Raw genomic sequence first — 26020 nt, forward strand, 5'->3', positions numbered from 1 at the left:
TCATCCAAGTGGATGACTTTTTTATTTATCGATTGATATTTAGAATTGATAACGTATGCCTAGCGCAATATCAAAATCCAAATCGTCATTAAAATCACCAAAACCAATTTCTGGTCTAAAGTCTAATGATAATAACAGCGGGATATCAAAATTATATTCTATCCCAATATCACCAGCAGCAAAGAAAAAGGTTTCACTATCATTAATAGGAGCATCAAAATCATAGGACCCAACACCACCACCTGCACCAGCGTACCAGTTAAAGTTACCATCTAAATTCCATACCCATTGGTACAAACCAGCGAGCTTAAAACCGTCAAAGCTATTTCCAGTTCGCCAACCTAAATCTACTTCCAATCGGTTGTTATCCCCAAGATATCTTTGATAAGAAACCTCCGCTCCGAGACCATCACTATCGCCTAATCTTAAACCTATGGCGTTATCTGCTATTTCTTGTGCATTGGTAAAAAATAAACAGCCTATAGCTGCAAAAACTGTTAAAAATAATTTTTTCATAATGTATCGTTTTTTAATGATTTTAGTTCTTTATTCAAAAATAACGCCAAAACTTAATTTATATTAGCTATTAAGAATTTTTTATAAACAGAATTTCTGACATAAGTTATAATGATAGAAGGTTTAAAAGACTTAAAATCAAACTTTAAAGGCGAACTTTTTACGGACGACTTAATACGTCGCATTTACGCTACGGATGCATCCGTCTATAAAATAATACCACTTGCCGTAGCTTTACCAAAAGATACTGAAGACATAAAACGCCTTATTCATTTTGCTGCCACTAATAACACCTCTTTAATACCCAGAACAGCAGGAACTTCTCTCGCTGGGCAATGTGTAGGAGATGGTATTATTGTCGATGTTTCGAAATATTTCAATAAAATTATTAATCTAGATGTGGCAAAAAAAACAGTTACTGTACAGCCAGGTGTTGTAAGAGACGAGCTAAATAATTATTTAAAGCCATACGGTTTGTTTTTTGGGCCTAACACTTCTACATCCAATCGCTGCATGATTGGCGGGATGGTCGGTAATAATTCTTCTGGCACAACATCTATAAAATATGGAGTTACACGAGATAAAGTTTTTAAGCTAAAGACCATTCTGAGTGATGGTTCTGATGCCGAATTTTCGCCAATAACAAAAGACGAGTTTTTTAAGAAAACCCAACAAAACAATCTAGAAGGTTCTATATATAAGACCATTTATGAAGAATTGTCGCTGGCAGACGTTCACGATACTATTAGAAAAGAATTCCCAAAGCCAGAAATACATCGTAGAAACACAGGTTATGCCATTGACGAATTAATAAATACAGATGTCTTTACCGAAAACGATTCTGCAGATTTTAACATGTGTAAGCTATTGGCAGGAAGTGAAGGAACGCTAGCATTTACAACCGAAATCACACTGCAATTAGACGATTTGCCACCGACGGATAATGTTATGATTGCACTTCATTATAAAAGTATAGAGGACTGCATGTCTTCGGTTAAGGCTTTAATGAAGCACAATTTGCACACCTGTGAGATGATGGATAACACCATATTAAATCTTACCAAACACAATAAAACACAACAGAAAAATAGAATCTTTATTGAAGGTGAACCTGTTGCCATTTTAATGTGTGAATTAAAGGCAAACGAAGGTTTAGAGCATCTTATAAATGAATTTTTAGATACCGTAAAATCGCAAAATTTGGCTTATGCTTATCCAATCCTCAAAGGCGCGGACATAACCAAGGCTATGGAACTTCGTAAAGCTGGATTAGGCCTTTTAGGTAACATGATAGGTGATAAAAAAGCAGTGGCTTGTATAGAAGATACTGCTGTTACATTAGATGATTTAAGCGATTTTATATCGGAGTTTACTGCCATTATGAAATCCTATAAGCAAAATGCTGTGTACTACGCGCATGCAGGTGCCGGCGAAATTCATTTACGTCCTATCTTAAATTTAAAAACTTCAGAGGATGTTTCTTTATTCCGAAAAATAACGACGGATGTAGCGCACTTAGTTAAAAAATATAAGGGTTCCATGTCTGGAGAGCATGGCGATGGCATTGTGCGTGCGGAATTTATTCCTTTAATGATTGGCGAACAAAACTATCAGATTTTAAAACGAATTAAAACTGCTTTCGACCCTAACACTATTTTTAATCCAGGTAAAATAGTTAATGCTTTACCAATGGATAAAAATTTGAGATATGAAGTTGATAGAAAGGAGCCAGTAATAGGTACAATGCTAGATTTTTCAGCATCACAAGGGATTCTTCGTGAAGCTGAAAAATGTAATGGCTCTGGAGATTGTAGAAAACTTCCTGAGTTTGGAGGAACAATGTGTCCAAGTTATAGAGCAACACAAAATGAAAAAGACACCACAAGAGCTCGCGCAAATGCATTAAGAGAGTTTCTTACCACATCAGAAAAAGAGAATAAATTCAATCATAAAGAATTAAAAGAGGTTTTTGACTTATGTCTAAGCTGCAAAGCTTGTGCTAGCGAGTGTCCGAGTAGTGTAGATGTTGCAAGTTTAAAAGCAGAGTTTCAATACCAATACCAAAAAGCTAATGGGTTTTCTGTTAAAGATAAGTTCTTTGCCAGTGCCACGAAGTATAACAAATTGGGCTCTAAAATGCCTAGTCTAGCTAATGCCGTTTTTCAAAGCAATTTTGCCTCTAGTATAATAAAAAGATTTCTTGGTGTACATACTAAGCGAAGTCTACCCAAGTTTACAAGACCTTTCAATCAAACCAGTTATAAGTCACTGGCTTTGGGTATAAAAACGGTGTATGTCTTTATTGATGAGTTTATTAATCATCTAGAATCTCATATTGCTAATGATGCAATAATTCTACTTAAAAAACTGAATTATAATGTGCAGTTTGTTAATCATTTAGAAAGTGGGCGAAGCCATTTATCCAAAGGTTTTTTAGAAGAAGCCAAAGAATTAGCTAATAAGAATGTATCGGTTTTCAAAGATTTAGTTTCAACAGAGACACCCTTAGTTGGTATAGAACCTTCAGCTATATTAACCTTTCGTGACGAGTATATAAAACTTGCTGATGATAAAGAGGCGGCTAAATCCATTGCAAAAAACACCTTTTTGATTGAAGAATTTATTCAGCAAGAAATCGAACTTGGACGTATCAATTCCGAACAATTTACAAAAGAAGCCAGAACAATTAAATTTCACGGACATTGCCACCAGAAAGCATTAGCTAATCAAAAGTCTAGTTTCGATGTTCTTAATCTACCCGAAAACTACAACGTTACAATTATACCAAGTGGATGTTGCGGTATGGCCGGCAGCTTTGGTTACGAAAAGGATAAATACGACATTAGCATGCAAATAGGCGAACAAACTTTGTTCCCAGCAGTGCGAAAAGCTTCAGGAGAGACCTTAATCGCGGCAAATGGCACAAGTTGTCGTCACCAAATAAAAGATGGTACTGGAGTTATTGCAAAGCATCCAATTACAATTCTTAAAGAAGCATTACTATAGTTACTCTTCCTCGTTTTTCACGATGGTAATTGCTGCTATTAAATCTTTAACGCTCATTTCTTTAAGCTCCTCGTCTGGAGCAAAAGGCAATAGTTTATCTTTAGAATAATAATATAATTTCCATCGTTTCAATCTATATTCTAGTGCGGTAAAATTTTCTACCCAATCTCCAGAATTCAAATAAGTAACACTGCCTTTTTTGTTCGATTTAACTTCAATAGAAGGCTGATGGATATGTCCACAAATCACATAATTGTAATTATTCTCTATAGCTAAATCGGATGCTGTTTTTTCAAAATCCGAGATGTATTTAACAGCGCCTTTTATATTACTCTTAATTTTTTTTGAAAAAGAATAACGCTCTTTTCCACGTTTTTGCAAATACCAATTTACAAGGCGGTTTAAGACAATTAAAAAATCATAACCCCAACCACCAAGTTTGGCTAACCACTTTGCTCTCTGAATAGAAATATCGAATACATCGCCATGAAAAATCCAAGTCTTTTTTCCGTCTAAATCAAGTAACAATTTGTTAACAATAGAAATATTACCTATCTGGGTATTTGTAAATTTCCTTAGCATTTCGTCATGGTTTCCTGTCACGTAACTTACTTTAGTACCGTTGGCAGAAAAACTCATTATTTTCTTAATAACTTTAAGGTGCGACTTAGGGAAATAGCGTTTTTTAAATTGCCATATATCAATAATATCACCATTTAAAACAATATGCTTGGGTTCAATGCTATTTAGATAATTCAGTAGTTTTTTGGCATTACATCCGAAAGTTCCCAAATGAACATCCGAAATAACAACAACATCTAGTTTTCGTTTTAGATTCAAATCAATCGATTTTTATAGATGCAAATAACATACACCAATGTATCTTAACCGTTAATCCATAATTAACTCTGGTTAAGGGAATTGTTATTAAAAAGTTACCAGTTAAAACTTAAACCGATTTGTAAAATTGATCTATGCATTTTAAATTGTATTCATAAAGAATTACATTAGCGTAAAATAAATTTTTAATGGCAGGAAATTCCTTCGGAAAGTTATTTAAACTCACCACGTTTGGTGAATCGCATGGTAAAGCAATTGGTGGTGTTATAGACGGTTGTCCCGCTGGAATAACGCTCGATTTCGAAGCTATTCAGCACGAAATGAACCGTCGAAAACCAGGACAATCTAAAATTGTAACACAACGAAAGGAAGCGGACGAAGTTGAGTTTTATTCGGGTATTTTTGAAGGCAAAACAACAGGAACGCCTATAGGGTTTTTGATACATAATACAAACCAAAAGTCAAAAGACTATTCGCATATAAAAGATGTGTATCGCCCAAGCCATGCCGACTACACCTACGATAAAAAATATGGTGTGCGCGATTATCGCGGTGGCGGACGTAGTTCCGCACGAGAAACTGCCTGTAGAGTAGTGGCTGGTGCCATTGCAAAACAGTTTTTAAAGCACGTTAAGATAAACGCATTCACATCTTCGGTGGGTGATATTTTTATTGATAAGCCGTATCAAGACTTAGATTTTTCTAAAATTGAATCTAATGACATTCGTTGTCCTGATGCAGCTACTGCTGAGAAAATGATTGCAAAAGTTTCCGAAGTAAAAAAACAAGGGGATACGATTGGTGGTACTATTATGTGTGTCATTCAGAATGTTCCGGCAGGAATAGGCGAACCAGTTTTTGATAAACTCCATGCCGAATTAGGCAAGGCAATGTTATCTATAAATGCTGTAAAAGGTTTTGAATATGGCAGTGGTTTTTGTGGTGCTAAAATGAAAGGTAGCGAGCATAACGACAAGTTTAACGAAGATGGAAGCACGCAAACCAACTTATCTGGCGGTGTGCAAGGTGGCATAAGTAATGGCATGGATATCTATTTTAGAGTGGCATTTAAGCCAGTTGCCACAACCTTGCAAAAGCAAGAAACTATAAATAGCTCAGGCGAAACTGTAGAGATGCAAGGTAAAGGACGTCACGACCCATGTGTCGTACCTCGTGCAGTACCTATTGTCGAAGCTATGGCGGCATTGGTTATTGCAGATTATATGTTACTCAGACGACAAGAAACTAAGGATTGGTAGTGTTTATGCGTTTTTTTTTAATATTTTCTTTTATTTTTTTTCTAACATCTTGTGAGTCGGAAAAAGCAGATATGAATATTAATCTTCAAAAGATTAAATTTTTGAATAGAAATTTCCCAATTCCAAAAAGCTATAAGAGAATTTCAGTTGATGATTATATAAAAAAGATAAAAGATTCCTTGGGAAGAGATGCCTATACAGAAAGAGAAATTCAAAGATTCAAAGGTTTAAATCGTATTGGAGGACTTGTCGAAATATTTGCTGATACTTTAAATCACGAAAACAGTATTACTTTTCATCCCAATAATTATTTTAAAATGTCTAAAGAAATGCAACATATTTATACAAGTATGTTGGAAGATGCATTTGATGTAGATTATGAAACCTATGGTATAAAATATGAAAAAATTGAGAGTACCTTTTTAGATTACGGATTAGCTGAAATTATTAAAGTTAAGTTTAAAAAAGACTTCAACGAATTTAGTCATTATTTCACTCATTATGTAGTAAGTCACAACTTAAGGTCTTTTGGAGTAATAGTAAATAATAAAGAAAATATAGATTATCAAAGCATCTTTGACACTTATAAGTTATAATTTATTTAAAAAAGTTAAGCATTAGAAGGAAAATATGAAAAAACTAGCATTACACTGGAGGATTATTATAGGAATGGTTCTCGGAATCATTTTTGGTTTTATTATGAATAGCGTCAACGGACAGCAATTTGTAACCGATTGGATTGCGCCGTTTGGTACGATATTTATTAATCTTCTCAAGTTAATTGCAGTACCTTTAATATTAGCGTCTTTAATAAAAGGGATTTCAGATTTAAAAGACATTTCTAAGATTAAGGCTATGGGCTTACGTACCATCCTAATTTATGTAGGGACAACTTTGGTAGCTATTGTTATTGGTCTATCAATCGTAAATATTGTAAAACCAGGAACTGGGATGCCTCAAGACACCATCGAGAACATTAAATTAAAATATGAGAACGATGCCGGAGTTACAGATAAATTAGTAAAGGCGAGTGCACAAAAAGATGCAGGTCCGTTGCAGGCTTTGGTAGATATTTTTCCAAGTAATATTTTTCAATCTATGGCAGATGCAAGCATGTTACAAGTCATTTTCTTTGCCTTATTTGTTGGAATTTGTCTTTTACTCATAGGCGAAAAGAAAGCGAAACCCATGATTGATATTTTTGATTCCTTAAACGAGGTCGTCATGAAAATGGTCGACTTAATCATGCTTTTTGCACCTTATGCTGTATTTGCGCTTATGGCTAATGTTATTATCGCTTTTGATGATACCACCATCTTAGTTAAACTGCTACAATATGCGTTCTGTGTTGTTGGCGGATTAGTACTTATGATTGGCTTTTATATGCTTTTGGTTAAAGTTTATGGCAAAAAATCCCCGATGTGGTTTTTAAGTAAAATTAGTCCAGCACAGCTATTGGCTTTTTCTACAAGTAGTAGTGCGGCAACCTTACCCGTAACTATGGAACGTGTGGAGGAGCATGTTGGCGTAGACAAAGAGGTTTCGGGCTTTGTACTTCCAGTAGGCGCTACCGTTAATATGGATGGCACAAGTTTGTATCAAGGCATTGCAGCTGTATTTATTATGCAGGTTATTTGGCCAGAAGGACTATCATTTACCAATCAGTTGGTTATTGTTTTTACCGCATTATTAGCGTCTATCGGTTCTGCGGCTGTACCAAGTGCTGGTATGGTAATGTTAGTTATAGTCTTAGAATCTATAAATTTCCCGTCAGAATTGTTACCGATAGGTTTAGCATTGATTTTTGCTGTAGACAGGCCTTTAGATATGTGTAGAACCGTAGTTAATGTTACAGGAGACGCTACAGTGTCGCTGCTCGTTGCAAAATCTTTAGGAAAACTCCATGATAATCCAAAACCCAAGGAATGGGATGATAATTATGAGGCTGTAAAATAAGCAGAGAACACATTTTTTCCTAAGAAAATATATTGAATCGCTTTACGCTAGGTGACGTCGAAGCGTTCTAAAAAACACCAGTTTGAATTTTTAAGTGAAAAACGCTAGGGATTTTCACATTCAGTTTTACCAACTAAATAAAAGTTAGTATCTTTTCCTTTCATTTTTTAAAAACCAACCAAATACTATGAATATTTGCTTTATAATGTATCCTTGGGAAAAAATAGACCCTGAAAACGATACCAGCTTAGCGCTTATAAAAGAATGTGTAAAACGAGGCCATGGCGTCGCTACTTGTACACCTGCCAATTTAACGATACGTGATAGCGTGACTAATGCTTTTTGTACTGTTGTTGGTCGTATGGATAAGGTTCCTACTTCACTTAAAGCATTTTATAATAAAGCAAAATTACGTGAAGAAATGTTGCCTTTGGCTGGTTTTGATGCCATATTTTTTAGAGCAAATCCACCGCTAGACCCGTTAATGCTTAACTTTTTAGATTCTGTAAAAGATGATGTTTTTATCGTTAATTCATTGCAGGGTATGCGGGAAGCCAACAATAAATTATATACGGCAGCTTTTGGTGATGCGCATAGCAATATTATTCCAAATACCCACGTATCAAAGAATAAGGAGTATTTAATAAAGCAGATTAAAGAATCAAAGTCAGATAAAATGATTCTAAAGCCATTAAACGGATTTGGTGGTTCAGGCGTAATTCTAATAGAAAAATCAGCGATGAACAATATTAATTCGCTATTGGATTTTTACATCAGTGCTGGCGAAGGTGAATCTAATTATGTTATTCTTCAAGATTATATCGAAGGTGCCGATAAGGGCGATGTTAGAATTTTAATGCTTAATGGTGAAGCCGTTGGTGCAATGAAACGTGTTCCTGGTAATGATGACCACCGCTCAAATGTTTCTGCTGGCGGTTCTGTGCAGCGACATACTTTAACAAAAGAAGAAAAGGCCTTGTGCAGACAAATAGGACCTAAGCTTGTAAAAGATGGCTTGTATTTTGTTGGAATAGATGTTATTGGTGGAAAGTTGGTAGAAGTAAATGTAATGTCTCCTGGCGGTATTACTTACATCAATAAAGTTTATAAAAACAAACGAAAAGTAGAGGAGAAGGTTATCGATTTTCTTGAAAGTAAAGTCTTAGATAATCTTGAAGCATTTAATAGACGTACCCGATTACGGAAGACTGTAGAAGATGCTTAGAGAGTAAGCAGTATTCAGTAGCAGTATTCAGAAAAATACCGTGGTTATTAGTAATTTGTAAAATCGACTTGCCGTCAAGATGCAACTGAAGCTCAAAGTTTTAATTTTTTTATCTGTTTCCATATGAAAGGCATTAATCTTAATTCTTCTTTAGTTTCAGTTGAATGGCTTAATGCTAACATTGAAGCGGAAAATCTCGTTGTTCTTGATGCTACAATTCCTAAAGTGTCTGGTTCTGGTGTAGAAAACACGATTGGTTACATTCCAAAATCTCGGTTTTTTGATATTAAAAATAAATTCAGTGCAGTTGATGCCCAGTTTCCGAATACGATTCCAAGTAAAAATCAATTTCAAACTGAAGCTAGAAATTTAGGAGTTAATTCTAGTTCTTGTATTGTTATTTACGACCAACACGGTATATATTCTAGCGCTCGCGCTTGGTGGCTTTTTAGATATTTTGGTCATAAAAACGTGGCTGTTTTAAATGGTGGTTTACCAGAATGGCATAAGATGGGATTTTTAACGGTTAAGCATTATTCGGATGCTACAGACAAAGGCGATTTTAACCCAAAATTAAACGCTTCATTGTTTACAGATTTTAATGGCGTATCAAATTTTTCAAAATGTGCCGATGTCCAGATTATAGATGCGCGCCCAAAAAAACGATTTTCTGGTGAAATTCCAGAACCTAGAGCAGGATTAAGAAGCGGAACAATTCCTAATTCCGTAAATTTACCTTACACCGAATTGCTAGATGGTCACAAGCTTAAATCGAAAAAAGAATTGAAAGGACTGTTCAATTCAATTTCAGACAAAAATAAAACGCTAGTCTTTAGCTGCGGCTCTGGTATTACAGCTTGTAATTTAGCCTTAGGCGCTACAATCGCTGATTATAACGATATCGTTGTTTACGACGGTTCATGGACGGAATACGGAACACTAACAGAACAATAATGGAAGCACCTAATTGGACAAAAGAAGAACTTATTGCATATACTTTACTATATGCAGCGCACTCCGATTTTAAAGAAGATAATAAGGAGCGAAATGTTATTATTTCTAAAGTAGATATGCAAACCTTTCAAAAAATTCATGATGAGTTTTCGAAGGATAATGACTTTCAGAGTATTCAAAAGATATTAGCTTCTGTCGAGAAGCATAACTACTCCAAGGATGCTCTTGAACAAATGTTGGCTGACATCAAAGGTTTATTTTTTGCTGATGGTGATTTTGATATCAGAGAACATTCAATGCTATTATTTCTAAAACGTATTTTAAAATAAATGGAAAGACTTTCAGTTTCAAAAATCATCGAAAACATTAATAATGAGGTGTGTTTTCATGCAGTAGCGGATGATTATTCGTTTACCTTAAAAATTGATAAGTATGTACATTATGCCTGTGGCGCGGTACATGACGGACATCAATTCCGAAAGGAATTATGGGACAATTGCTTGCATACAGAATATGAGCGTTGGTACGAAGAAGACCCAGAAACTAAGGCCATGATTGCTTCACATCCTATTGTAATTGCAGGATGTGACTCTCGTTTTGAGTATGATTTGAATCGTACACCAGAAGAGGCCGTTTTTGAAACGGCTTGGGGCAAACAGCTCTGGAAAACGCCACTTCCTGATACTCAAAAAAAAGTAAGTCAGCAAAAGCACGCCAATTTTTACAAGGTCGTTGCTGCTTTAATATCTAAACTCGAAGAAAAGTTTGGTATTTGTATTGTTTACGATATGCACAGCTACAATTGGCAGCGTTGGGATAGAGAAGTACCTACTTGGAATTTGGGCACCTCTAATGTCGATAACGAGCGCTTTGGTACTTGCATCGAAGATTGGAGGAAAGCGCTAGCAACAATACATTTGCCACATGGTATTAAGCAAACATCCGCTATAAATAATACGTTTTATGGAAATGGGTATTTCTTAAAATTTATTACGCAGAACTTTAAAAATACACTAGTTTTGGCAACCGAAATCGCAAAAGTGTATTGCGATGAATATAACCAAATCATATATCCAGAAGTTGTGTCTGCTGTAGAAAAACAACTAAAAGTTATTTTACCTAAGCACGCTTCGGATTTTTACAATGCGTTTTCTAGCTAAATGGCACAAATAAAAACCACATCAGAGTTTCAAGAGCTATTTGATATCGATGCCAATCTAGATAGATTGGTAAAGAATATCGAATTACTTAATTATATAAATCCCTTAAATATAACTGCGGAAAAAAAGAAGTTTTTCTCGTCTAAATATACTTACGAGCCAGAATTTAAGTATCCTAAGATTAAATTTAATGGGTATAAACTTCATCGTTTATTCTTTTCACAGCGTTTAGAGCGCATAGAAGATGATGATATCCGGCAGCTGTACGAAGACATTATTTACGAATATTCAGGATTGATAGAATGCATAGAAACTATAGGTCAAGGCCGAAAATTCTATTACAACAGTCTAAAAAGTTTTGGAACGCCAACAGAGAATGACATCGAAAACGCCAAATTTATTCTACGTTTTGATGATGTAGAGGACGCCGATTTAGAGCCTGTTCACGATGTAGATTACGCCAAGTCCTATTTCGAGGACTACGCTAAGCGTTATGATTTTAATTATAATTTAAAGATAAGTAATAACATTTCTGCAGCTGCAATGGTTCTGAATAATACGCAGACTTTAGTATTACGGAAAAATCATAAGTTTAGTAATAATCAGCTTAAGGTTTTAGCAAATCATGAAATAGGTGTGCACATGGTAACAACATTTAATGGTTTATCTCAGCCACTAAAAGTATTTTCGAATGGTTTTCCTAATAATGTAGAAACTCAAGAAGGCTTGGCTGTTTATGCAGAGTATATGAGTGGTTCTTTAACCATGTTTCGCCTAAGAGAATTGGCATTTAGAGTGATAGCAGCGGATAGTTTAAGTAAAGGTTATAGCTTTGCCGATACGTTCGATTTGTTACATAGGCATCATAAGTTAGAACGTAATAAAGCCTTTAGTATTACACAACGCATTCATCGTGGAGGTGGTTTTACTAAAGATTTTTTGTACTTAACAGGACTGCGAAACGTCTTTAAATATGCTAACGAACACCACGACTTAGGTAAGCTATTAATGGGAAAAGTAAGTATGTCTTACCTGCCGACAATAGAAAAACTTCTAGATTTAGGTTTAGCAATACCACCGATACATCTTACAGATGCTTATAAAATAAATAACAATACTAATACTAATTTAGATTTTATCCTTAGCGGCTTAAAATAAGAAAACCTCAAAGCCAGATAGTATTGTCTACCATTTTTCAATGATACTTACGATAGGGTAGACTTGCCATATTGAAAGAGCTTGATTCGTTCCTATCTAACTGAAGATAGGCTCAAGCTAACATTATCTAGCTTTGAGGTTTGTTACTTGGCTACAAAAAGTAACCAATCATCAACCATCAACCTTAAACTCTACCTAAAAGTAGGATTAATAATAGGGCTATGAAACTAAAACTGAGTTAACCAGGTAGATTTAGGAGTAAATGGGTCTTTTTAATGAGTAAATGCTAATCTAAGAATTTTGCTTTTAATTCTGGAGTTGGAATCATACAAGACTCTCGTTTGCCATACCATTTATAGCGATTTTTCGCAATATAATTATAGAACCAGTTTCTAAGTACTGATGGAAATACTAAAAATACAGAAAGAAGTTTTATAGGAAACGTTAAGTCTTTAGCAATTTTTAGCGCAGCGGTAGATTTGCTGAAAATTTTTTGCTCTGAAGGATTGTAAAGTAATATAGAATCTGTCTGATTGGTGTCTATATTAAATTCATTAATGATGGCTTCTCCTATAGCACTTTGTAAAGGCGCGAAAAGAAACTTATTATTCTTATCTCTTTTAATTACGTATAATACGCTGCTATTACAGAGATTGCAAATCCCATCAAACAGTATTAATTGTTTGTCTTTTGGTACACGTTCTATCACAATACAAAGATAGAATACAGTGTTATATTGAGTTTAAAAATTGCGTTAAATCATCATCCTTTCCTAAAGATAACTTAGTCTTCAGTCTATATTTAGATTTTTTTACGCTATCTGGCTGAACATTAAGCATTGATGCGATTTCTTTAGTTGTTAAATTCATTCGTAAAAACGAAGCGAGACGTATTTCTTTTTCAGAGATATCGTTAGAAATTTCTTTAATTTTTATATCAAAGTTATTGTGAACTTCAGAGAAATAAGATTTAAAAACTTCCCAATCTTTGTCTTCTGCGCTTTCTTTTTTCAGTAACATAACTAGTCGTCTAAATTCTACTTTAAAAAGTTCTGGTGATTTTTTTATTTTTTCTAAGTTTTCCTTTAGCTCTTGAATAAATGAATTTTTCTGAACCAGATGTAATGTTTGTGAAGCCAATTCTTTCTTTTTAAATTCAATTTCTTGTTTGTAAATGGCCTCTTGTTTCTCTCTAGCAATTCTATTCTTTTTTATTCGTTGTTTAAACCCAAAGTAGAGAAGTCCTGCTATCGTTAGAAAAGAAAACATACCTATACCATAAAGTGATTTTGTAAGCTTATCGTTTTTTGCTTTTACCGTTAGACTTTCTATTTCCCTATTTTTTATTACCAACTCTGCTTCTTTTTTTTCTGTTTCATAAATAGCCTTAAGCTCTTCAATCTGCCTCGACTTTTTTAGAGTATATAAGCTGTCATTAATTTTTTGAGCTTCTTTTAGATATTTTATAGCTTCATTAGAATTACCAGATTTTAACAAGATGTCGGAGTGAAGTTGATAGGTGTCTTTTAAATGTGGCAACGCATTAATCGATTTAGACATATCTAACGCTTTTTGATTGTAATCTAATGCACTGCTAAATTTATTAAGATGGTAATCTACCTGAGATAAGCCTTGGTAAGCGTTTACAAGACTAAGTTTTAAGTTTTCACTCTCGGATATGTCTTTTGCTTCAAAAAACAAATCTTTGGCCTTTTTATAATTTTTCTTCAATAACTCTAACTCTCCAAGATTGTGTAAGGCATTAGATGTAGAAAGTTTGTTTTCGACTGCTCTAGAATTTTCAAGACCTAAATTATATTGTGTCTTCGCATCATCATATCGTTTTAGTTCTTGATAAGATATGCCTAAAGAGTTATGTGCATAAGCGAGATACATTTTATCATCCAACTCTTTGTATAAATCAATTGCTTCTTGAAAATATGATATAGAAGACTCATAATTTCCTAAAGCAGTTTCTATATCGCCAATCTGTTTCAGAACATCGGCTTTTCTGCTTTTATGATTAATTTCCTCAAAGTATTTTATAGCCTTTAAGGCTTCCGATAAGGCTAGATTGTAATTACCTTTTTCTATGTAAATACCAGCTAGAGAATTGTGTTGTGCCCCTATGAATTTGGTTTTTAGGTCACCGTCTTTTTCAAATTTTTCAATGGCTTTAAGAGTTTCTTTTGTGATTGCAATTGCTTCATCAAATTCGCCATTAGTTTGTTTAATACTAGAAATGGAGTGATTAATAAAAATTATACCGCGAGTACTTTTCGTCTCTTTAAAAATAGATTTGGCCTCGGTAAAGTAGTATAAGGCGGAATCATTTTCACCACGATTAGAGTGGTAATTCCCTAAATGCATATTGCCAATTCCTAATCCTCTTTTGTAATTATTTTTTTTTGAAATAGCCAAAGTCTGCAGCGCATATTGTTTTGCTTCCTCTGGTTTGGAAAACATAAGTTTTTCGTGAAGTTTAGTAAGTATTAGAACTTTAATCGAGTCGTCTTCTTTTCTGTTTTTTAATTCTAATTTTAGACTATCTATAAGTTGAGATTGTTGTGAAGAAGAAACTTCTGCTACTAGCAATAACGCTATACTTATAATTAAAGTCCTCATGATTGGTTAGTTTGCTTAAAATTAGATTATTATGTGGATTCCACAAAGTATAATACTAATTACTTTGATGCTTCTACCAGTTCTAATAAGTCCATACTAACATTGGTTGTAAATAAGCCGTAGTTTACTGTAGCTTTATTTTTCTCTATAGTATCTATGCTACCTACAGCACGTCCATCATGCATTCTTACGCGGTCACCAACCTTTAAGACAGGTTTAGGCGGAGTTGGCTTTTCTTTCTCTTTTTGTTTAGCCTCTTTTTTCTTTTTTCTGATGACTTCAACCTTTTTCTCAGCTTCTTTTTTTATCTGAGCTTCTTTTGCTTTTTCAGCACGATTCTGTTTTGCAGACACTTTTTTACGCTTAGAATTTTCTATCTGAACGAGTTTAAATAATTCGCCCATTAACTCTCGTTTTCGGTTGTTATTCTGAAATTTTTCTGCCAAGTCATTGACCTTTTGCCCGAGATATATTAGGCGTTGATTGCTGTCATATAGCTCTTGGTAACTTTCTAGTTTTTTCTGAATTTTTTGATTTATCTCCTCGAGTTTTTCTGCTTCAGTTTGTGTCTTTTTTTCGTTAGCTTTTAAAGATTGTTCGGTTTTTTCTAAACGGCTACGTTGCTTTTGAAGCTTTGCGATAGTCGCATCAAAGCGTACTTTGCCACGTTCAATCTTCTTTTTTGCTTTATTGATTAAGCTATACGGAATACCGTTTTTTTGAGCGACTTCAAAAGTAAATGAGCTTCCGGCTTGTCCGATTACTAATTTGTAAATTGGCTCTAACGTACGCTCATTAAATAACATATTGGCATTGCGCATATATGGCAATTCGTTAGCAAGTAGCTTTAGGTTAGAGTAGTGAGTGGTTATAATCCCAAACGCTTTTCGGTCATAGAAGACTTCTAGAAATGTCTCAGCAAGAGAACCACCTAATTCTGGGTCAGAACCTGTACCAAACTCATCAATTAAAAATAGAGTGTTTTTATTGCATTTCTTTAAGAAATAATTCATCTGTTTTAACCTGTAGCTATACGTACTTAGTTGATTTTCTATAGATTGATTATCGCCAATGTCGCTCAAGATTCTGTCGAATAAACACATTTTACTGCGTTCATGTACGGGAACAAGTAGTCCGCTTTGTAACATAACTTGAAGCAAACCAACAGTTTTCAACGTAATACTCTTTCCTCCAGCGTTTGGACCAGAGATAACAATAATTCTGGCATCGTCTTCTAGGCTTATCGTCTGCGGGAATGTCTTTTCACCTTTCTCTGTATTGGTTAAATAGAGTAATGGATGGTACGCATCTCTAAGATACATGTTGCGTTCTTCTGAAATTTCAGGAAGAATAGCATTCATACTTCTGGCATATTTTGCCTTAGCAGAGATCACATCTATCTTAATTAAAAAGTCTTGATATTGGTTAAGAAGCGGTAAAAATAATCGAATGTAATCGGTTAATTCTTTCAGTATTTTAATAACCTCTTCTTTTTCTTCATACAAAAGGTTATTTAATTCTCTAGAATACTGAAGCGTAGTTTCTGGCTCGATATAAACAATGCTACCCGTTTTGCTTCCACCCATTATAGCACCTTTAACTTTGCGTCTATACATGGATTTTACGGCCAGAACGCGTTTGTTTTCTACTACAGATTCGCGGATATCATCTAAATAGTCTAAACTATGATATTTGCTTAATGCCGAAGCAAAACTCGTATTGATTTTTGTGCGTAAACTAGCAATAGATTTTCGAAGCACAGAAAGCGCAGGAGATGCATTGTCTTTAATGTCGCCAAAACGGTCAACAACAGCGTCTACTTGTTCTATTATGGCTGTAGTATGCTCAATCGGTTGAGAAAGCTGATGCAATTTTTCATAATATTCTTTAAATTTCTCTAAAAACTTAAGAATACTATTTACTGTCAGCGATGTACTCACCAACTTTTGCAAACTCGGGACTTCTAAATATGTATTTTCAATATTTAAAAGCTTAATCTCTTTAGTTAAAGATTCAAAACCATGATTGGGAATACGGTTGTCATTATCAAAAGACGATAGATATTCATTGGTGTAAGCTAATTCTTGTTTTAATAGTTTAGCATCAGAAAATGGCTGAATTTGAAGCGCAGCTTCTTTGCCTAAGTTAGTGACACAATGTTCGCTTAGTTGAGACTGAACCGTACCAAACTCTAAATCGTCTAGTGTTTTTTGATGAATATTTATGATTCGTTCTTTTTTCAAAATAGCTTTTCCTAATTCCGAATGCAAATTTAAGTGAATTACCAATGCACACCTAATGCATTAAGAGGCTTTTATAAGTCTTTAATTTTATATTTGTAGGATGAATGTATCTATAGATAATAGCTGGAAACCCTATCTTAATCTGGAGTTCGAAAAACCCTATTTCTCGGACCTTGTAAACTTTGTAAAATCTGAATATAACAACCATACCTGTTACCCTAAAGGAAGAGATATTTTTAATGCTTTTAATCACTGTAAATTTGAAGATTTAAAGGTAGTGATTATCGGACAAGACCCTTACCATGGGCCAAACCAGGCGAACGGTTTGTGCTTTTCAGTCAATGATGGTGTAGCACATCCACCATCATTAATCAACATCTTTAAAGAACTAGAAACAGATTTAGAGATGCCCTATCCAACAAGTGGTAATTTAATGCCTTGGGCTGATCAAGGTGTGTTATTGTTAAACGCTACTTTAACAGTTAGAGCGCACGAAGCTGGTAGCCATCAAAATAAAGGATGGGAGCTATTTACAGATGCCGTTATAACAACCATTAGTGAGCAGCAAAACGATATTGTATTTTTGTTATGGGGTGGATTTGCTAAAAAGAAGGCAAAACTTATTGACGCCAGTAAGCATCACATTTTAAGCTCTGGTCATCCATCGCCACTAAGCGCTAACCGAGGTTATTGGTTTGGAAACAAACACTTTAGTAAGACTAATGCTATTTTAAAATCGATAGGTAAGACACCAATAGATTGGCAAATTAATTGACTGTAAATACAAATTTACCGTCTTCGTCAGAATTAATAATTTTAGATGTAATATCCACATACCCTTTTTCGTAAACACCAATATTTATAGTTGTTTCGCCGCCAGAATTATTAAAGAGCAATCGTGGACCTGCGAGATAGAAAGTTCCAGGTTCTAGTAGTCGAATACTAAATTTACTGCGGAATGTATTACCATCATATAAACTTATAACCTCTATTAATTGATTGTTTAGTCTAACGTCACCAGAGCTAACTTCTATACTGCTTTCGTTTAAGGGTATTTGTACCACAGATTCAAATGCAGTTTCTTTATACAGCGCTAACTGATGAAAAGCTTTTGACGCTCCAATTTCGGCATAGGTAAAATCGCTTAACGTAATATTAATATCATCTATGGTTAACTGGTCATTTTCAATAACAGTTTCTATAACAATAGTATCGCCAACGTCGTAGGTGGTTTGATTATTCTCTACAGAAATAATTGTATCATTTTGGACAAAAAGGGTTTGGTCTAAATAGTCGTCTTCTTCTGGACAACAAAGCGATGCACATAATGAAATACCAACCATTACTGAAAAAGAGAGTGCCTTCATACATTTAATTTTTTACTAGATGTATAAAGTTTAAAAAGGTTGCGTGTAAGACTTATAATTTATATACCAAATCCTTGTAATCCCATTTTTCTGGAATGATATTTAAATGAAGTAACTCATCTTGCACGTGATTAAGTGTTTTCTTATCAATTAATTCTTGAGACCATTCGGTAAGCGATAACCATTCTCGCACATCCTCGAGCTCTTGCTCGTAACGGTTGGCAATTGTTCGGTCGATACTTGGTATATTTTTAAATTCTGAAGTTGTATTGTTTATAATTTCTAGAATAGTTCTAACATCTTCTTCATGATGTTCTAAGAAATCATTCCGAACGGCGATAACAAAGCAAGGCCAAGGCGATGGACAATTTCCTATGCGTCTAAATATTCCGTCGTCTACCAAAGGTTTAGTAGTAAATTTTTCCCACATAAAATAATCGGCATCACCATTGGTAAGACCTTCAATGGCGCCATCTAAATTTTTAATAACCGAGAATTCTAAATCTTTTTCTAGATTCCAATCGTTGTTTTTTGCATTAACATACGCCATGAGATGAGAGCCCGAACCATAACGACTGATGGCTGCCCTAGTTCCTTTAATATCATCTATAGTTTTAAACTCTGAATCTGCCGCCACATGGATTCCCCATATTAAAGGTGATTGTGTATAGGTTTGTACAATTTTAGACGGATTACCAGCAATAATATCTTTTACAATGCCCTCGGTAAGGATTACCGCCATATCAATACTGCCTTCTCTGAGACCTTTGCACATTTGTCCTGTACCTCCATGATAATCGTGCCAACGGAGATTTATACCTTCAGCTTTATACTCACCATCTCTTAGGGTTAAATACCAGGCGAGATTAAAATGTTCTGGCACGCCGCCAATATTAATTAATTTCAAAATGTGGTGTTTTACTTTTTTGCGTTTTTATCGTAAATAATTTTAATCAGGATTACAATTACAGCAATAACCCATAACCATAATAAATCAGTCCTAAAGACACGGTCATTTGGTAGTCCGATGATGTAATATATAATTGTGCGAAATATCGTAGCTATAAGAATTACAACGGCTGATATACTCAGAAAATTTAAGAGTTTATTCATGTTATACGTTTACAATGCGTTCTAAAGCAAACTTAATTAGTTTCTCAACAGTTTGTTTTGGATTTTTACTAAATGTGCCATCGGCTCTATTGGCAATAATAGCATTTAAGGATAATGCTTCATGTCCGAGCAGCTTTGATAGTCCGTAAATTACAGAGGTTTCCATTTCAAAATTTGTAATTCTAAAATCGCGATAGTTGAAATTGTCTAATTTAGAATTTAAACTGGCATCTTGAAGCGGTAACCGTAATACGCGACCTTGTGGACCATAAAAACCACCGGCAGTACCCGTCATACCAGTATGGATACTATCACTTTCAAAATACTTTTGAAGATATTTACTTCCATTGATAATTATTGGTCTTGCCTTATTCTTGTCCCAATTTGTGTGTTTTATAAAAGCATCTTCAATTTCGGGATTAGAGATGCCATCTATTTGATAGAAGTGGAGCATTCCGTTAATATCCAAGCCATGAGAGCTCATGACAAAGGAATCTACAGGGATATCTGCTTGAAGCGAACCCGATGTACCAATACGAATAATATTTAAACTTGTAAGGTCTTGTTTTGGTCGTCTTGTTTTTAAATCGATATTTACTAAAGCATCTAGTTCATTAAGAACAATATCTATGTTATCTGGACCGATTCCAGTAGAAATGACACTAATTCTTCGGTCTTTGTAATAGCCTGTTTGCGTTTTAAATTCACGCTTTTGTGTTGAAAAATCAACACTATCAAAGTGTTTGGTTATTTTTTCAACGCGGTCTTGGTCACCTACGAAAATTATGGTATCCGAAATGTCCTCTGGCTTAAGATTTAAATGATAGACACTACCATCTGGGTTTAGTATGAGTTCAGAGTCTTTAATTGACATGATTTACTGTTTTTATAAGTTTGTTTTCGGAAGTGCTAAACTGATAATCTAGTCTAGAAACACCTCCAAAATCTAAAGCATTCATAACTTCAGAGGCAAAATTATGTTCACCTAATAACGCATCGTAACCTTTTCTGTTAAGTTTTAAACCATCTTCACTGACCTCGTAAAAGTCTGAAAGTTTATCTATCATCCTGCTATACTGGATATCACCAAAACCATAGTACCCTTGATGATTAAGACAATTGCCCAATAAATGATGCTTGGACTTAATATCCTTATTTTTAATGAGTTTTAAAATGTTTTCCTCTATACTACAAAGTCCAGTTTTTTGTTTGGGAAAACGCTCTATATGTGCTTTTAGGCAGTTAGTTAGATACTTAAAACTTGAATTTTCTAAAATATAGGGCTTAAATATATTGTGGTCTTTGCCGCAATAGGTACGCCAAAGTGCGACCGCCAAATCTATATCAGAAGCCTTAAGTTTAATTTTTGTTTTATAATGATGCTTTAATTGCGCTGGAGTTAATTCCGACAGACCTTTTAACTCTTTTTCACCTTCGATACGTCCACTACAAATTAAATATAAAGGCTTGTTAATTTCCTTTTGATGTAACAAACTAATGACTGCGATTAGATTGATATGACAAAATAAGTCGTACTCGAACCATAGATTAATTTCATCATATGTAGTTGCATCATCCAGTATAGAAAGTTCTGCTTTGAGATTATAATCGGATTCAGGAATATTATAATAGGTGTTTAAAAACGATTTTCTTGTATTATAAAACTCCTCCGAATCTATTAGAGGCACAGTTGGTCCTTCGCACAGCATCTCGCGCCAAGTGAGGATATCGTCTTTATAATCTAATTCTCTAAGATAATCGGTAAGGCTGTCGCCATTGGTTATATGTAAACGTTTTACAGACATAGTTAACCGCCAACACGTTTTACATTAAAGCCTTTTTCTTTAAGGATAGCCATAATTTTATCTCGATAATCTCCTTGAATTATTATTTTCTCATCTTTAAAACTACCACCAACACTTAAGCTTTGTTTAAGCTCTTTAGCCAATTTCTTAAAATCTTCTATGGCACCGTTATAGCCTTCTAAAATAGTTATGGGCTTGCCCTTACGCTTCTCGTATTTACAAATAATCGGTTCGTCTTGGAGCCAAATATCAGAAGTTTCCTCTGCTGAGTCGTCAGACGCTTCTGGTACGTGGTCTGGAAAAAGATTTTTAAGTTGATCGCTTAAGTCCATAGTCCCCTTTTAATTTCCCCAAAGGGGAAAAACTGTTACGTATGTTTTACTAGTTATATTCATAAGAGAGATAGTTTCTTCCCTTCGGGAAGACGGAAGATGGGCATTATTTTTTCAAACCAAGTTCAATTAATCGCTCATTTAAAAATTCGCCCGCAGTGATATCTTCATATAACTTAGGGTTATTTTCGTCAATACAACTTTCTAGAACATCCAATTTCATTTCGCTGATTGGATGCATAAAAAACGGGATAGAATAGCGAGAAGTGCCCCAAAGTTCACGTGGCGGATTTACCACACGATGAATGGTCGATTTTAATTTATTATTGGTATGTCTAGATAACATGTCGCCAACATTTATCATAAGTTCATCTGGTTCTGCAATAGCATCTATCCATTCGCCCTTATGATTTTGCACTTGTAAACCACGACCTTGAGCACCCATTAATAAGGTAATAAGGTTAATATCGCCGTGGGCTGCAGCTCTTACCGCATTTTTAGGCTCTTCTAAAATAGGCGGATAGTGTATGGGTCTTAAAATTGAATTCCCATTGTGGATGTAACCATCAAAATAGGTTTCTTCTAGACCTACGTGCAGCGCAAGAGCTCTAAGCACATATTTTGCGGTTTCTTCTAATTTTTTATAGGCTTTTTTACCTACTTCATTAAACCTTGGCAACTCTTTTACTTCGACATTTTCAGGATATTCTTTTCGGCGTTCGTCATCGTCTTCAACGTATTGACCAAAATGCCAAAACTCTTTTAAATCGCCTTCTTTTTTTCCTTTTGCACTCTCTTTTCCGAACGAAATATAGCCGCGTTGTCCGCCAATACCTTCAATTTCATATTCACGTTTCTTTTCAACAGGAAGGTCAAAAAAGTTTTTAACCTCTTTATACAAGCTATCAACAAGTTCGTCATCTAGAAAATGACCTTTTAAAGCCACAAAACCTATCTCTTCGTAGGCTTTTCCTATTTCATCTATAAACTTTTGTTTTCTATTTGGGTCTCCTGATAAAAAATCTTTCAGGTCTACACTAGGTATTCTATCCATGATACTAAATTATTTCTATACTCTAACTACAAATCTAATGAAAACACAATAATTTCAACAGATTTAAAGAAACAAAATTGATGATATAGAGATTATGATTTCTCGCTATTTTAATTACATTTGATTTATTCTATAAATGATGCTTTCATGTCTAATCCAACCTTGAAACCCTTACAGTTTGATAGCGCTTCGCTAAGCAACGAAAAACTTCTTCAGCTATATTATAATATGCTTCGTCCTAGGTTAATAGAGGAGAAGATGCTTATTTTATTACGTCAAGGAAAGATTTCTAAGTGGTTTTCTGGTATTGGCCAAGAAGCTATTTCGGTAGGTGTGACGATGTCTTTAGATAAGGACGAATATATACTGCCAATGCATAGAAATTTGGGCGTTTTTACAACAAGAGAAATTCCTTTGTTTCGTCTGTTTTGCCAATGGCAAGGTAAGGCTAGTGGTTTTACAAAAGGTCGTGACCGCTCGTTTCATTTTGGTACGCAAGACTACAATATTGTTGGGATGATATCGCATTTAGGTCCACAGTTAGGTGTTGCAGATGGCATTGCTCTAGCAAACCTATTGAAGAAAAATAATAAGGTAACAGCTGTTTTTACTGGTGAAGGCGGAACTAGCGAAGGCGATTTTCATGAAGCGTTAAACGTGGCATCGGTTTGGCAGTTGCCTGTTTTGTTTTGTATAGAAAATAATGGTTATGGTTTATCTACACCAACGTCTGAGCAGTATAACTGTGAGCATTTAGCCGATAGAGGTAAAGGCTATGGTATGGAATCTCATATTATTGATGGCAATAATATTCTAGAAGTTTATACTAAAGTTTCTAGTCTGGTAGAAGACATTCGCAAAAACCCCAGACCAGTCTTGCTAGAGTTTAAAACCTTTAGAATGCGTGGACACGAGGAAGCTAGCGGCACTAAATATGTCCCACAAGAGCTAATGGATACTTGGGCAGCAAAAGACCCTATCGAGAATTATCAAAGCTATTTAAAGTCTAAAAGTATTTTATCTGAAGAAAAAGAAGTGGAATTTAAGGAAGCAATACTTCATGATATTAATGAAAATTTAGACAAGGCTTATGCCGAAGACCATATTAAACCTAATTTAAGTGTTGAATTAAATGATGTTTATAAAGAATTTGTATATCAAGAGGTTAAACCTAATACCGAAACTCAAGAACTTAGATTGATTGATGCTATTTCTGAAAGCTTGAGACAGTCCATGGAGCGCCATGACGACCTTGTAATTATGGGGCAAGACATTGCCGAATACGGTGGTGTATTTAAAATTACAGATGGTTTTGTACAGCAGTTCGGAAGAGAGCGTGTACGAAATACACCCATTTGCGAATCTGCCATCGTCGAAGCGGCTATGGGATTGTCTATCGCAGGAATGAAGGCTGTTGTAGAAATGCAGTTCTCTGATTTTGTTACTTCTGGTTTTAATCCTATTGTTAATTATTTAGCGAAATCTCACTACCGTTGGAATCAGCAGGCAGATGTGGTGATACGAATGCCATGTGGTGCAGGAGTTGCTGCAGGACCTTTCCACTCGCAAACTAATGAAGCATGGTTTACCAAAACACCAGGTCTAAAGGTGGTGTATCCGGCGTTTCCTGCGGATGCTAAGGGTTTATTGGCAACTGCAATTAATGACCCCAATCCAGTGTTATTCTTCGAGCATAAAGCGCTCTATAGAAGTATTAGAGAAGATGTACCAACAGATTATTACACGTTACCTTTCGGAAAAGCATCGCTATTGCGCGATGGCACTGATATTACTATAATTACTTACGGTGCAGGCGTACATTGGGCTTTAGAGACTTTAGACAATCATCCAGAAATTTCCGCAGATGTTATCGATTTAAGAACCTTACAACCTTTAGATAAAGACACTATTATTTCTTCCGTTAAGAAAACTAATAAAGCTATTATTTTGCAAGAAGATTCTCTATTTGGCGGGATTGCCAGCGATTTATCTGCTATGTTGATGGAAGAGTGCTTTGAGTATCTAGACGCACCTGTAAAACGTGTAGCGAGTTTAGAAACACCTATTCCCTTTGATAGTCAATTAGAGCAGCAATATTTGGCAAAAGGGCGGTTTGAGGAGGAATTGATAAACCTTTTAGATTATTAAAATTATGAAGAAAATCATGATTGTTATTTTATTTTTTACGTCTCCTTTAGTGATGAAAGCATTTGATTGTGCTGATATTAAAAAGAATGAACATGGTTCAATAGTTCATAGGAAATATAAATTCAAGACTGAAAGTGGTAAATTAATTAAGAATCAAGTCAAATATAAATGTGTATATACATCATTGTATATTCAGAAAATTATGTTTGATAATTATGGTAAATGGGACAAAGTGGTTGATAAAACTACTAATAATGAAAAGTTAGTATGGAATAATATTCAATTATTTAGCGATGATACTACAAAAATATCTATCGTTGCATTTGGAGAAGAAAAAGTAAATATGAATTATACTTCTTTTATGGCTTACGATAATAATAACAATGATTTGCTTTCTGATGATTCACCATATAAAAGCAAGTTAATAGAGTTTTTTTCAAAATCTATAATCAAAGATGATTCAAGAAAAAATGATTTTTATAAGACCTATTGGTTATCTATGAATCCTGAAAATTGGGAAAGAATTGTATATGAAAAATCAAAAGAGAGATACAAAGATTCTATTTATAAAATGAATAAAACCTCTAAAAAGTGTATTAAACCAAATAAGAAAAATGATTTTCAATTTATTACTGAAGAAAAGTTTATTTCAGTAGTTGAAGAGGATACTGTAATGTCTAATCAAATTAATTTTGAATGTGTGCATACTGCTTTCTACACTTCAAAAGTAATGTTTGACAAATTTGGTAAATGGGATAAAGTAGTTTATAAGAATAGTAATAAGCCTATACTTATTTGGACTAAAAAAAGATTATTTGATGATATTAATGAATTATTTACAATTGCTACAGATGGATTAGAGAGTGCAGATAAAACGTATACTAGTTTTTTAGCTTTTGATAGTTCATTAAATGATTTATTAGAGTCAAAATCAAAATATAAAAAGCAACTCATTGCTTATATGTCCGAATTAATTAAAAACAATAATCCAAATAAAAGAGAATTTTATGAAAGTTTTTGGTCCACATTTTATCCTGAAAGATGGGCAGAAATAAAGTTATATCAAAAACGTAAAAAAAGATTTAGAAATTCTGACATAAGAAAAAAAGATAACTAAAATTACTTCAAACTCTGAGCCACAGCTTGACACTCACCTAAAGTTCTTTACAAATCAAGGAACATTATTTTAATCTGAAAAAATGTCAGAATACCTGCAATTATTTCATATTTAGGTAGTTGGTATTTTTTTTGCTTATATAT

24 protein-coding genes are annotated in these 26020 nt (G+C 34.4%); 12 read left to right on the plus strand and 12 right to left on the minus strand.

Annotated features, from left to right (window positions below):
• Positions 1–39: 39 nt before the first annotated feature.
• Positions 40–516, minus strand: coding sequence for a hypothetical protein (locus DFQ05_RS03815; protein ID WP_132703722.1), 477 nt, complete (start codon positions 514–516; stop codon positions 40–42).
• 111 nt (positions 517–627) lie between these two features.
• Here DFQ05_RS03815 and DFQ05_RS03820 point away from each other — a divergent pair, with 111 nt between their 5' ends.
• A complete protein-coding gene (locus DFQ05_RS03820) occupies positions 628–3522 on the plus strand; it encodes an FAD-binding and (Fe-S)-binding domain-containing protein (protein ID WP_132703724.1) in 2895 nt (964 codons plus the stop codon).
• On the opposite strand, the gene DFQ05_RS03825 is transcribed toward DFQ05_RS03820, so the two are convergent.
• Positions 3523–4362: a UDP-2,3-diacylglucosamine diphosphatase gene (locus DFQ05_RS03825; protein ID WP_132703726.1), complete on the minus strand. Its 840-nt coding sequence runs from the start codon at positions 4360–4362 to the stop codon at positions 3523–3525.
• A 188-nt stretch (positions 4363–4550) separates the two neighbouring features.
• On the opposite strand from DFQ05_RS03825, the gene aroC reads away from it, so the two are divergent.
• The 8 genes from aroC to DFQ05_RS03865 all read left to right on the plus strand — a co-directional run bounded on the left by aroC (position 4551) and on the right by DFQ05_RS03865 (position 12074).
• A complete protein-coding gene (aroC, locus tag DFQ05_RS03830) occupies positions 4551–5621 on the plus strand; it encodes a chorismate synthase (RefSeq protein WP_132703728.1) in 1071 nt (356 codons plus the stop codon).
• Between the two features lie 71 nt (positions 5622–5692).
• Entirely contained in the window at positions 5693–6217 is a 525-nt protein-coding gene (locus DFQ05_RS03835; RefSeq protein WP_132703730.1) for a hypothetical protein, read from the plus strand.
• Between the two features lie 34 nt (positions 6218–6251).
• Positions 6252–7577, plus strand: coding sequence for a dicarboxylate/amino acid:cation symporter (locus tag DFQ05_RS03840; protein WP_132703732.1), 1326 nt, complete (start codon positions 6252–6254; stop codon positions 7575–7577).
• Between the two features lie 187 nt (positions 7578–7764).
• Complete coding sequence (gshB, locus tag DFQ05_RS03845; RefSeq protein ID WP_132703734.1) at positions 7765–8802, plus strand: glutathione synthase; 1038 nt, start codon at positions 7765–7767, stop codon at positions 8800–8802.
• A 123-nt stretch (positions 8803–8925) separates the two neighbouring features.
• Positions 8926–9756 (plus strand): sulfurtransferase, encoded by an 831-nt coding sequence (locus DFQ05_RS03850; protein ID WP_132703736.1) that lies wholly within the window; start codon positions 8926–8928, stop codon positions 9754–9756.
• Positions 9756–10085, plus strand: coding sequence for a hypothetical protein (locus DFQ05_RS03855; RefSeq protein ID WP_132703738.1), 330 nt, complete (start codon positions 9756–9758; stop codon positions 10083–10085). Before DFQ05_RS03850 ends, DFQ05_RS03855 begins: the two co-directional genes overlap by 1 nt.
• The gene (locus tag DFQ05_RS03860; protein ID WP_132703740.1) at positions 10086–10916 is read left to right on the plus strand and encodes an N-formylglutamate amidohydrolase; all 831 of its coding nucleotides are present in this window, start codon (positions 10086–10088) and stop codon (positions 10914–10916) included.
• The gene (locus tag DFQ05_RS03865) at positions 10917–12074 is read left to right on the plus strand and encodes a peptidase MATCAP family protein (protein ID WP_132703742.1); all 1158 of its coding nucleotides are present in this window, start codon (positions 10917–10919) and stop codon (positions 12072–12074) included.
• 286 nt (positions 12075–12360) lie between these two features.
• Here DFQ05_RS03865 and DFQ05_RS03870 read toward each other — a convergent pair whose 3' ends face one another.
• Genes DFQ05_RS03870 through DFQ05_RS03880 form a run of 3 tightly spaced genes read right to left on the minus strand, consistent with a single transcriptional unit; the run spans position 12361 to position 16926 of the window.
• Positions 12361–12783 carry a thiol-disulfide oxidoreductase DCC family protein gene (locus DFQ05_RS03870; RefSeq protein WP_132703744.1) on the minus strand — a complete coding sequence of 141 codons (423 nt, stop codon included), beginning with the start codon at positions 12781–12783 and terminating at the stop codon, positions 12361–12363.
• A 22-nt stretch (positions 12784–12805) separates the two neighbouring features.
• Complete coding sequence (locus DFQ05_RS03875; protein WP_132703746.1) at positions 12806–14698, minus strand: tetratricopeptide repeat protein; 1893 nt, start codon at positions 14696–14698, stop codon at positions 12806–12808.
• Between the two features lie 59 nt (positions 14699–14757).
• Positions 14758–16926 carry an endonuclease MutS2 gene (locus tag DFQ05_RS03880; RefSeq protein WP_132704162.1) on the minus strand — a complete coding sequence of 723 codons (2169 nt, stop codon included), beginning with the start codon at positions 16924–16926 and terminating at the stop codon, positions 14758–14760.
• 115 nt (positions 16927–17041) lie between these two features.
• Here DFQ05_RS03880 and DFQ05_RS03885 point away from each other — a divergent pair, with 115 nt between their 5' ends.
• Entirely contained in the window at positions 17042–17716 is a 675-nt protein-coding gene (locus DFQ05_RS03885; RefSeq protein ID WP_132703748.1) for a uracil-DNA glycosylase, read from the plus strand.
• On the opposite strand, the gene DFQ05_RS03890 is transcribed toward DFQ05_RS03885, so the two are convergent.
• The 7 genes from DFQ05_RS03890 to DFQ05_RS03920 form a co-directional block, all read right to left on the minus strand.
• On the minus strand, positions 17709–18308 hold the full coding sequence (locus DFQ05_RS03890; RefSeq protein WP_132703750.1) for a hypothetical protein: 600 nt from the start codon (positions 18306–18308) through the stop codon (positions 17709–17711). The genes DFQ05_RS03885 and DFQ05_RS03890 overlap by 8 nt on opposite strands.
• A 52-nt stretch (positions 18309–18360) precedes the next feature.
• On the minus strand, positions 18361–19215 hold the full coding sequence (locus DFQ05_RS03895) for a substrate-binding domain-containing protein (RefSeq protein ID WP_132703752.1): 855 nt from the start codon (positions 19213–19215) through the stop codon (positions 18361–18363).
• A gap of 11 nt (positions 19216–19226) precedes the next feature.
• A complete protein-coding gene (locus DFQ05_RS03900; RefSeq protein WP_132703754.1) occupies positions 19227–19421 on the minus strand; it encodes a hypothetical protein in 195 nt (64 codons plus the stop codon).
• Position 19422: 1 nt separating this feature from the next.
• A complete protein-coding gene (locus DFQ05_RS03905) occupies positions 19423–20295 on the minus strand; it encodes a nucleoside phosphorylase (RefSeq protein WP_132703756.1) in 873 nt (290 codons plus the stop codon).
• Positions 20285–21226 (minus strand): DUF1835 domain-containing protein, encoded by a 942-nt coding sequence (locus DFQ05_RS03910; protein WP_132703758.1) that lies wholly within the window; start codon positions 21224–21226, stop codon positions 20285–20287. The genes DFQ05_RS03905 and DFQ05_RS03910 overlap by 11 nt, the downstream gene beginning before the upstream one ends.
• A gap of 2 nt (positions 21227–21228) precedes the next feature.
• Positions 21229–21558 (minus strand): translation initiation factor, encoded by a 330-nt coding sequence (locus DFQ05_RS03915; protein ID WP_132703760.1) that lies wholly within the window; start codon positions 21556–21558, stop codon positions 21229–21231.
• A gap of 106 nt (positions 21559–21664) precedes the next feature.
• Positions 21665–22612, minus strand: a complete 948-nt coding sequence (locus DFQ05_RS03920) for an isopenicillin N synthase family dioxygenase (RefSeq protein WP_132703762.1) — start codon at positions 22610–22612, stop codon at positions 21665–21667.
• A gap of 147 nt (positions 22613–22759) precedes the next feature.
• On the opposite strand from DFQ05_RS03920, the gene DFQ05_RS03925 reads away from it, so the two are divergent.
• Both DFQ05_RS03925 and DFQ05_RS03930 read left to right on the plus strand, forming a co-directional pair.
• Entirely contained in the window at positions 22760–24760 is a 2001-nt protein-coding gene (locus DFQ05_RS03925; RefSeq protein ID WP_132703764.1) for an alpha-ketoacid dehydrogenase subunit alpha/beta, read from the plus strand.
• Between the two features lie 4 nt (positions 24761–24764).
• Positions 24765–25877, plus strand: coding sequence for a hypothetical protein (locus DFQ05_RS03930; RefSeq protein ID WP_132703766.1), 1113 nt, complete (start codon positions 24765–24767; stop codon positions 25875–25877).
• The last annotated feature ends 143 nt before the right edge of the window (positions 25878–26020 follow it).

This window comes from Winogradskyella wandonensis (genome assembly GCF_004346845.1).
GTDB lineage: Bacteria > Bacteroidota > Bacteroidia > Flavobacteriales > Flavobacteriaceae > Winogradskyella > Winogradskyella wandonensis.

What these genes read in the sequence shown, in the direction of transcription:
- DFQ05_RS03835 (WP_132703730.1), top strand. Translation starts at nt 5,693, where the DNA reads ATGAATATTAATCTTCAAAAGATTAAATTTTTGAATAGAAATTTCCCA.
- DFQ05_RS03850 (WP_132703736.1), top strand. Translation starts at nt 8,926, where the DNA reads ATGAAAGGCATTAATCTTAATTCTTCTTTAGTTTCAGTTGAATGGCTT.
- gshB (WP_132703734.1), top strand. Translation starts at nt 7,765, where the DNA reads ATGAATATTTGCTTTATAATGTATCCTTGGGAAAAAATAGACCCTGAA.
- DFQ05_RS03840 (WP_132703732.1), top strand. Translation starts at nt 6,252, where the DNA reads ATGAAAAAACTAGCATTACACTGGAGGATTATTATAGGAATGGTTCTC.
- DFQ05_RS03815 (WP_132703722.1), bottom strand. Translation starts at nt 516, where the DNA reads ATGAAAAAATTATTTTTAACAGTTTTTGCAGCTATAGGCTGTTTATTT.
- DFQ05_RS03855 (WP_132703738.1), top strand. Translation starts at nt 9,756, where the DNA reads ATGGAAGCACCTAATTGGACAAAAGAAGAACTTATTGCATATACTTTA.
- DFQ05_RS03905 (WP_132703756.1), bottom strand. Translation starts at nt 20,295, where the DNA reads ATGTCAATTAAAGACTCTGAACTCATACTAAACCCAGATGGTAGTGTC.
- DFQ05_RS03915 (WP_132703760.1), bottom strand. Translation starts at nt 21,558, where the DNA reads ATGGACTTAAGCGATCAACTTAAAAATCTTTTTCCAGACCACGTACCA.
- DFQ05_RS03885 (WP_132703748.1), top strand. Translation starts at nt 17,042, where the DNA reads ATGAATGTATCTATAGATAATAGCTGGAAACCCTATCTTAATCTGGAG.
- DFQ05_RS03900 (WP_132703754.1), bottom strand. Translation starts at nt 19,421, where the DNA reads ATGAATAAACTCTTAAATTTTCTGAGTATATCAGCCGTTGTAATTCTT.
- DFQ05_RS03890 (WP_132703750.1), bottom strand. Translation starts at nt 18,308, where the DNA reads ATGAAGGCACTCTCTTTTTCAGTAATGGTTGGTATTTCATTATGTGCA.
- DFQ05_RS03865 (WP_132703742.1), top strand. Translation starts at nt 10,917, where the DNA reads ATGGCACAAATAAAAACCACATCAGAGTTTCAAGAGCTATTTGATATC.
- aroC (WP_132703728.1), top strand. Translation starts at nt 4,551, where the DNA reads ATGGCAGGAAATTCCTTCGGAAAGTTATTTAAACTCACCACGTTTGGT.
- DFQ05_RS03920 (WP_132703762.1), bottom strand. Translation starts at nt 22,612, where the DNA reads ATGGATAGAATACCTAGTGTAGACCTGAAAGATTTTTTATCAGGAGAC.
- DFQ05_RS03930 (WP_132703766.1), top strand. Translation starts at nt 24,765, where the DNA reads ATGAAGAAAATCATGATTGTTATTTTATTTTTTACGTCTCCTTTAGTG.
- DFQ05_RS03910 (WP_132703758.1), bottom strand. Translation starts at nt 21,226, where the DNA reads ATGTCTGTAAAACGTTTACATATAACCAATGGCGACAGCCTTACCGAT.
- DFQ05_RS03860 (WP_132703740.1), top strand. Translation starts at nt 10,086, where the DNA reads ATGGAAAGACTTTCAGTTTCAAAAATCATCGAAAACATTAATAATGAG.
- DFQ05_RS03820 (WP_132703724.1), top strand. Translation starts at nt 628, where the DNA reads ATGATAGAAGGTTTAAAAGACTTAAAATCAAACTTTAAAGGCGAACTT.
- DFQ05_RS03875 (WP_132703746.1), bottom strand. Translation starts at nt 14,698, where the DNA reads ATGAGGACTTTAATTATAAGTATAGCGTTATTGCTAGTAGCAGAAGTT.
- DFQ05_RS03925 (WP_132703764.1), top strand. Translation starts at nt 22,760, where the DNA reads ATGTCTAATCCAACCTTGAAACCCTTACAGTTTGATAGCGCTTCGCTA.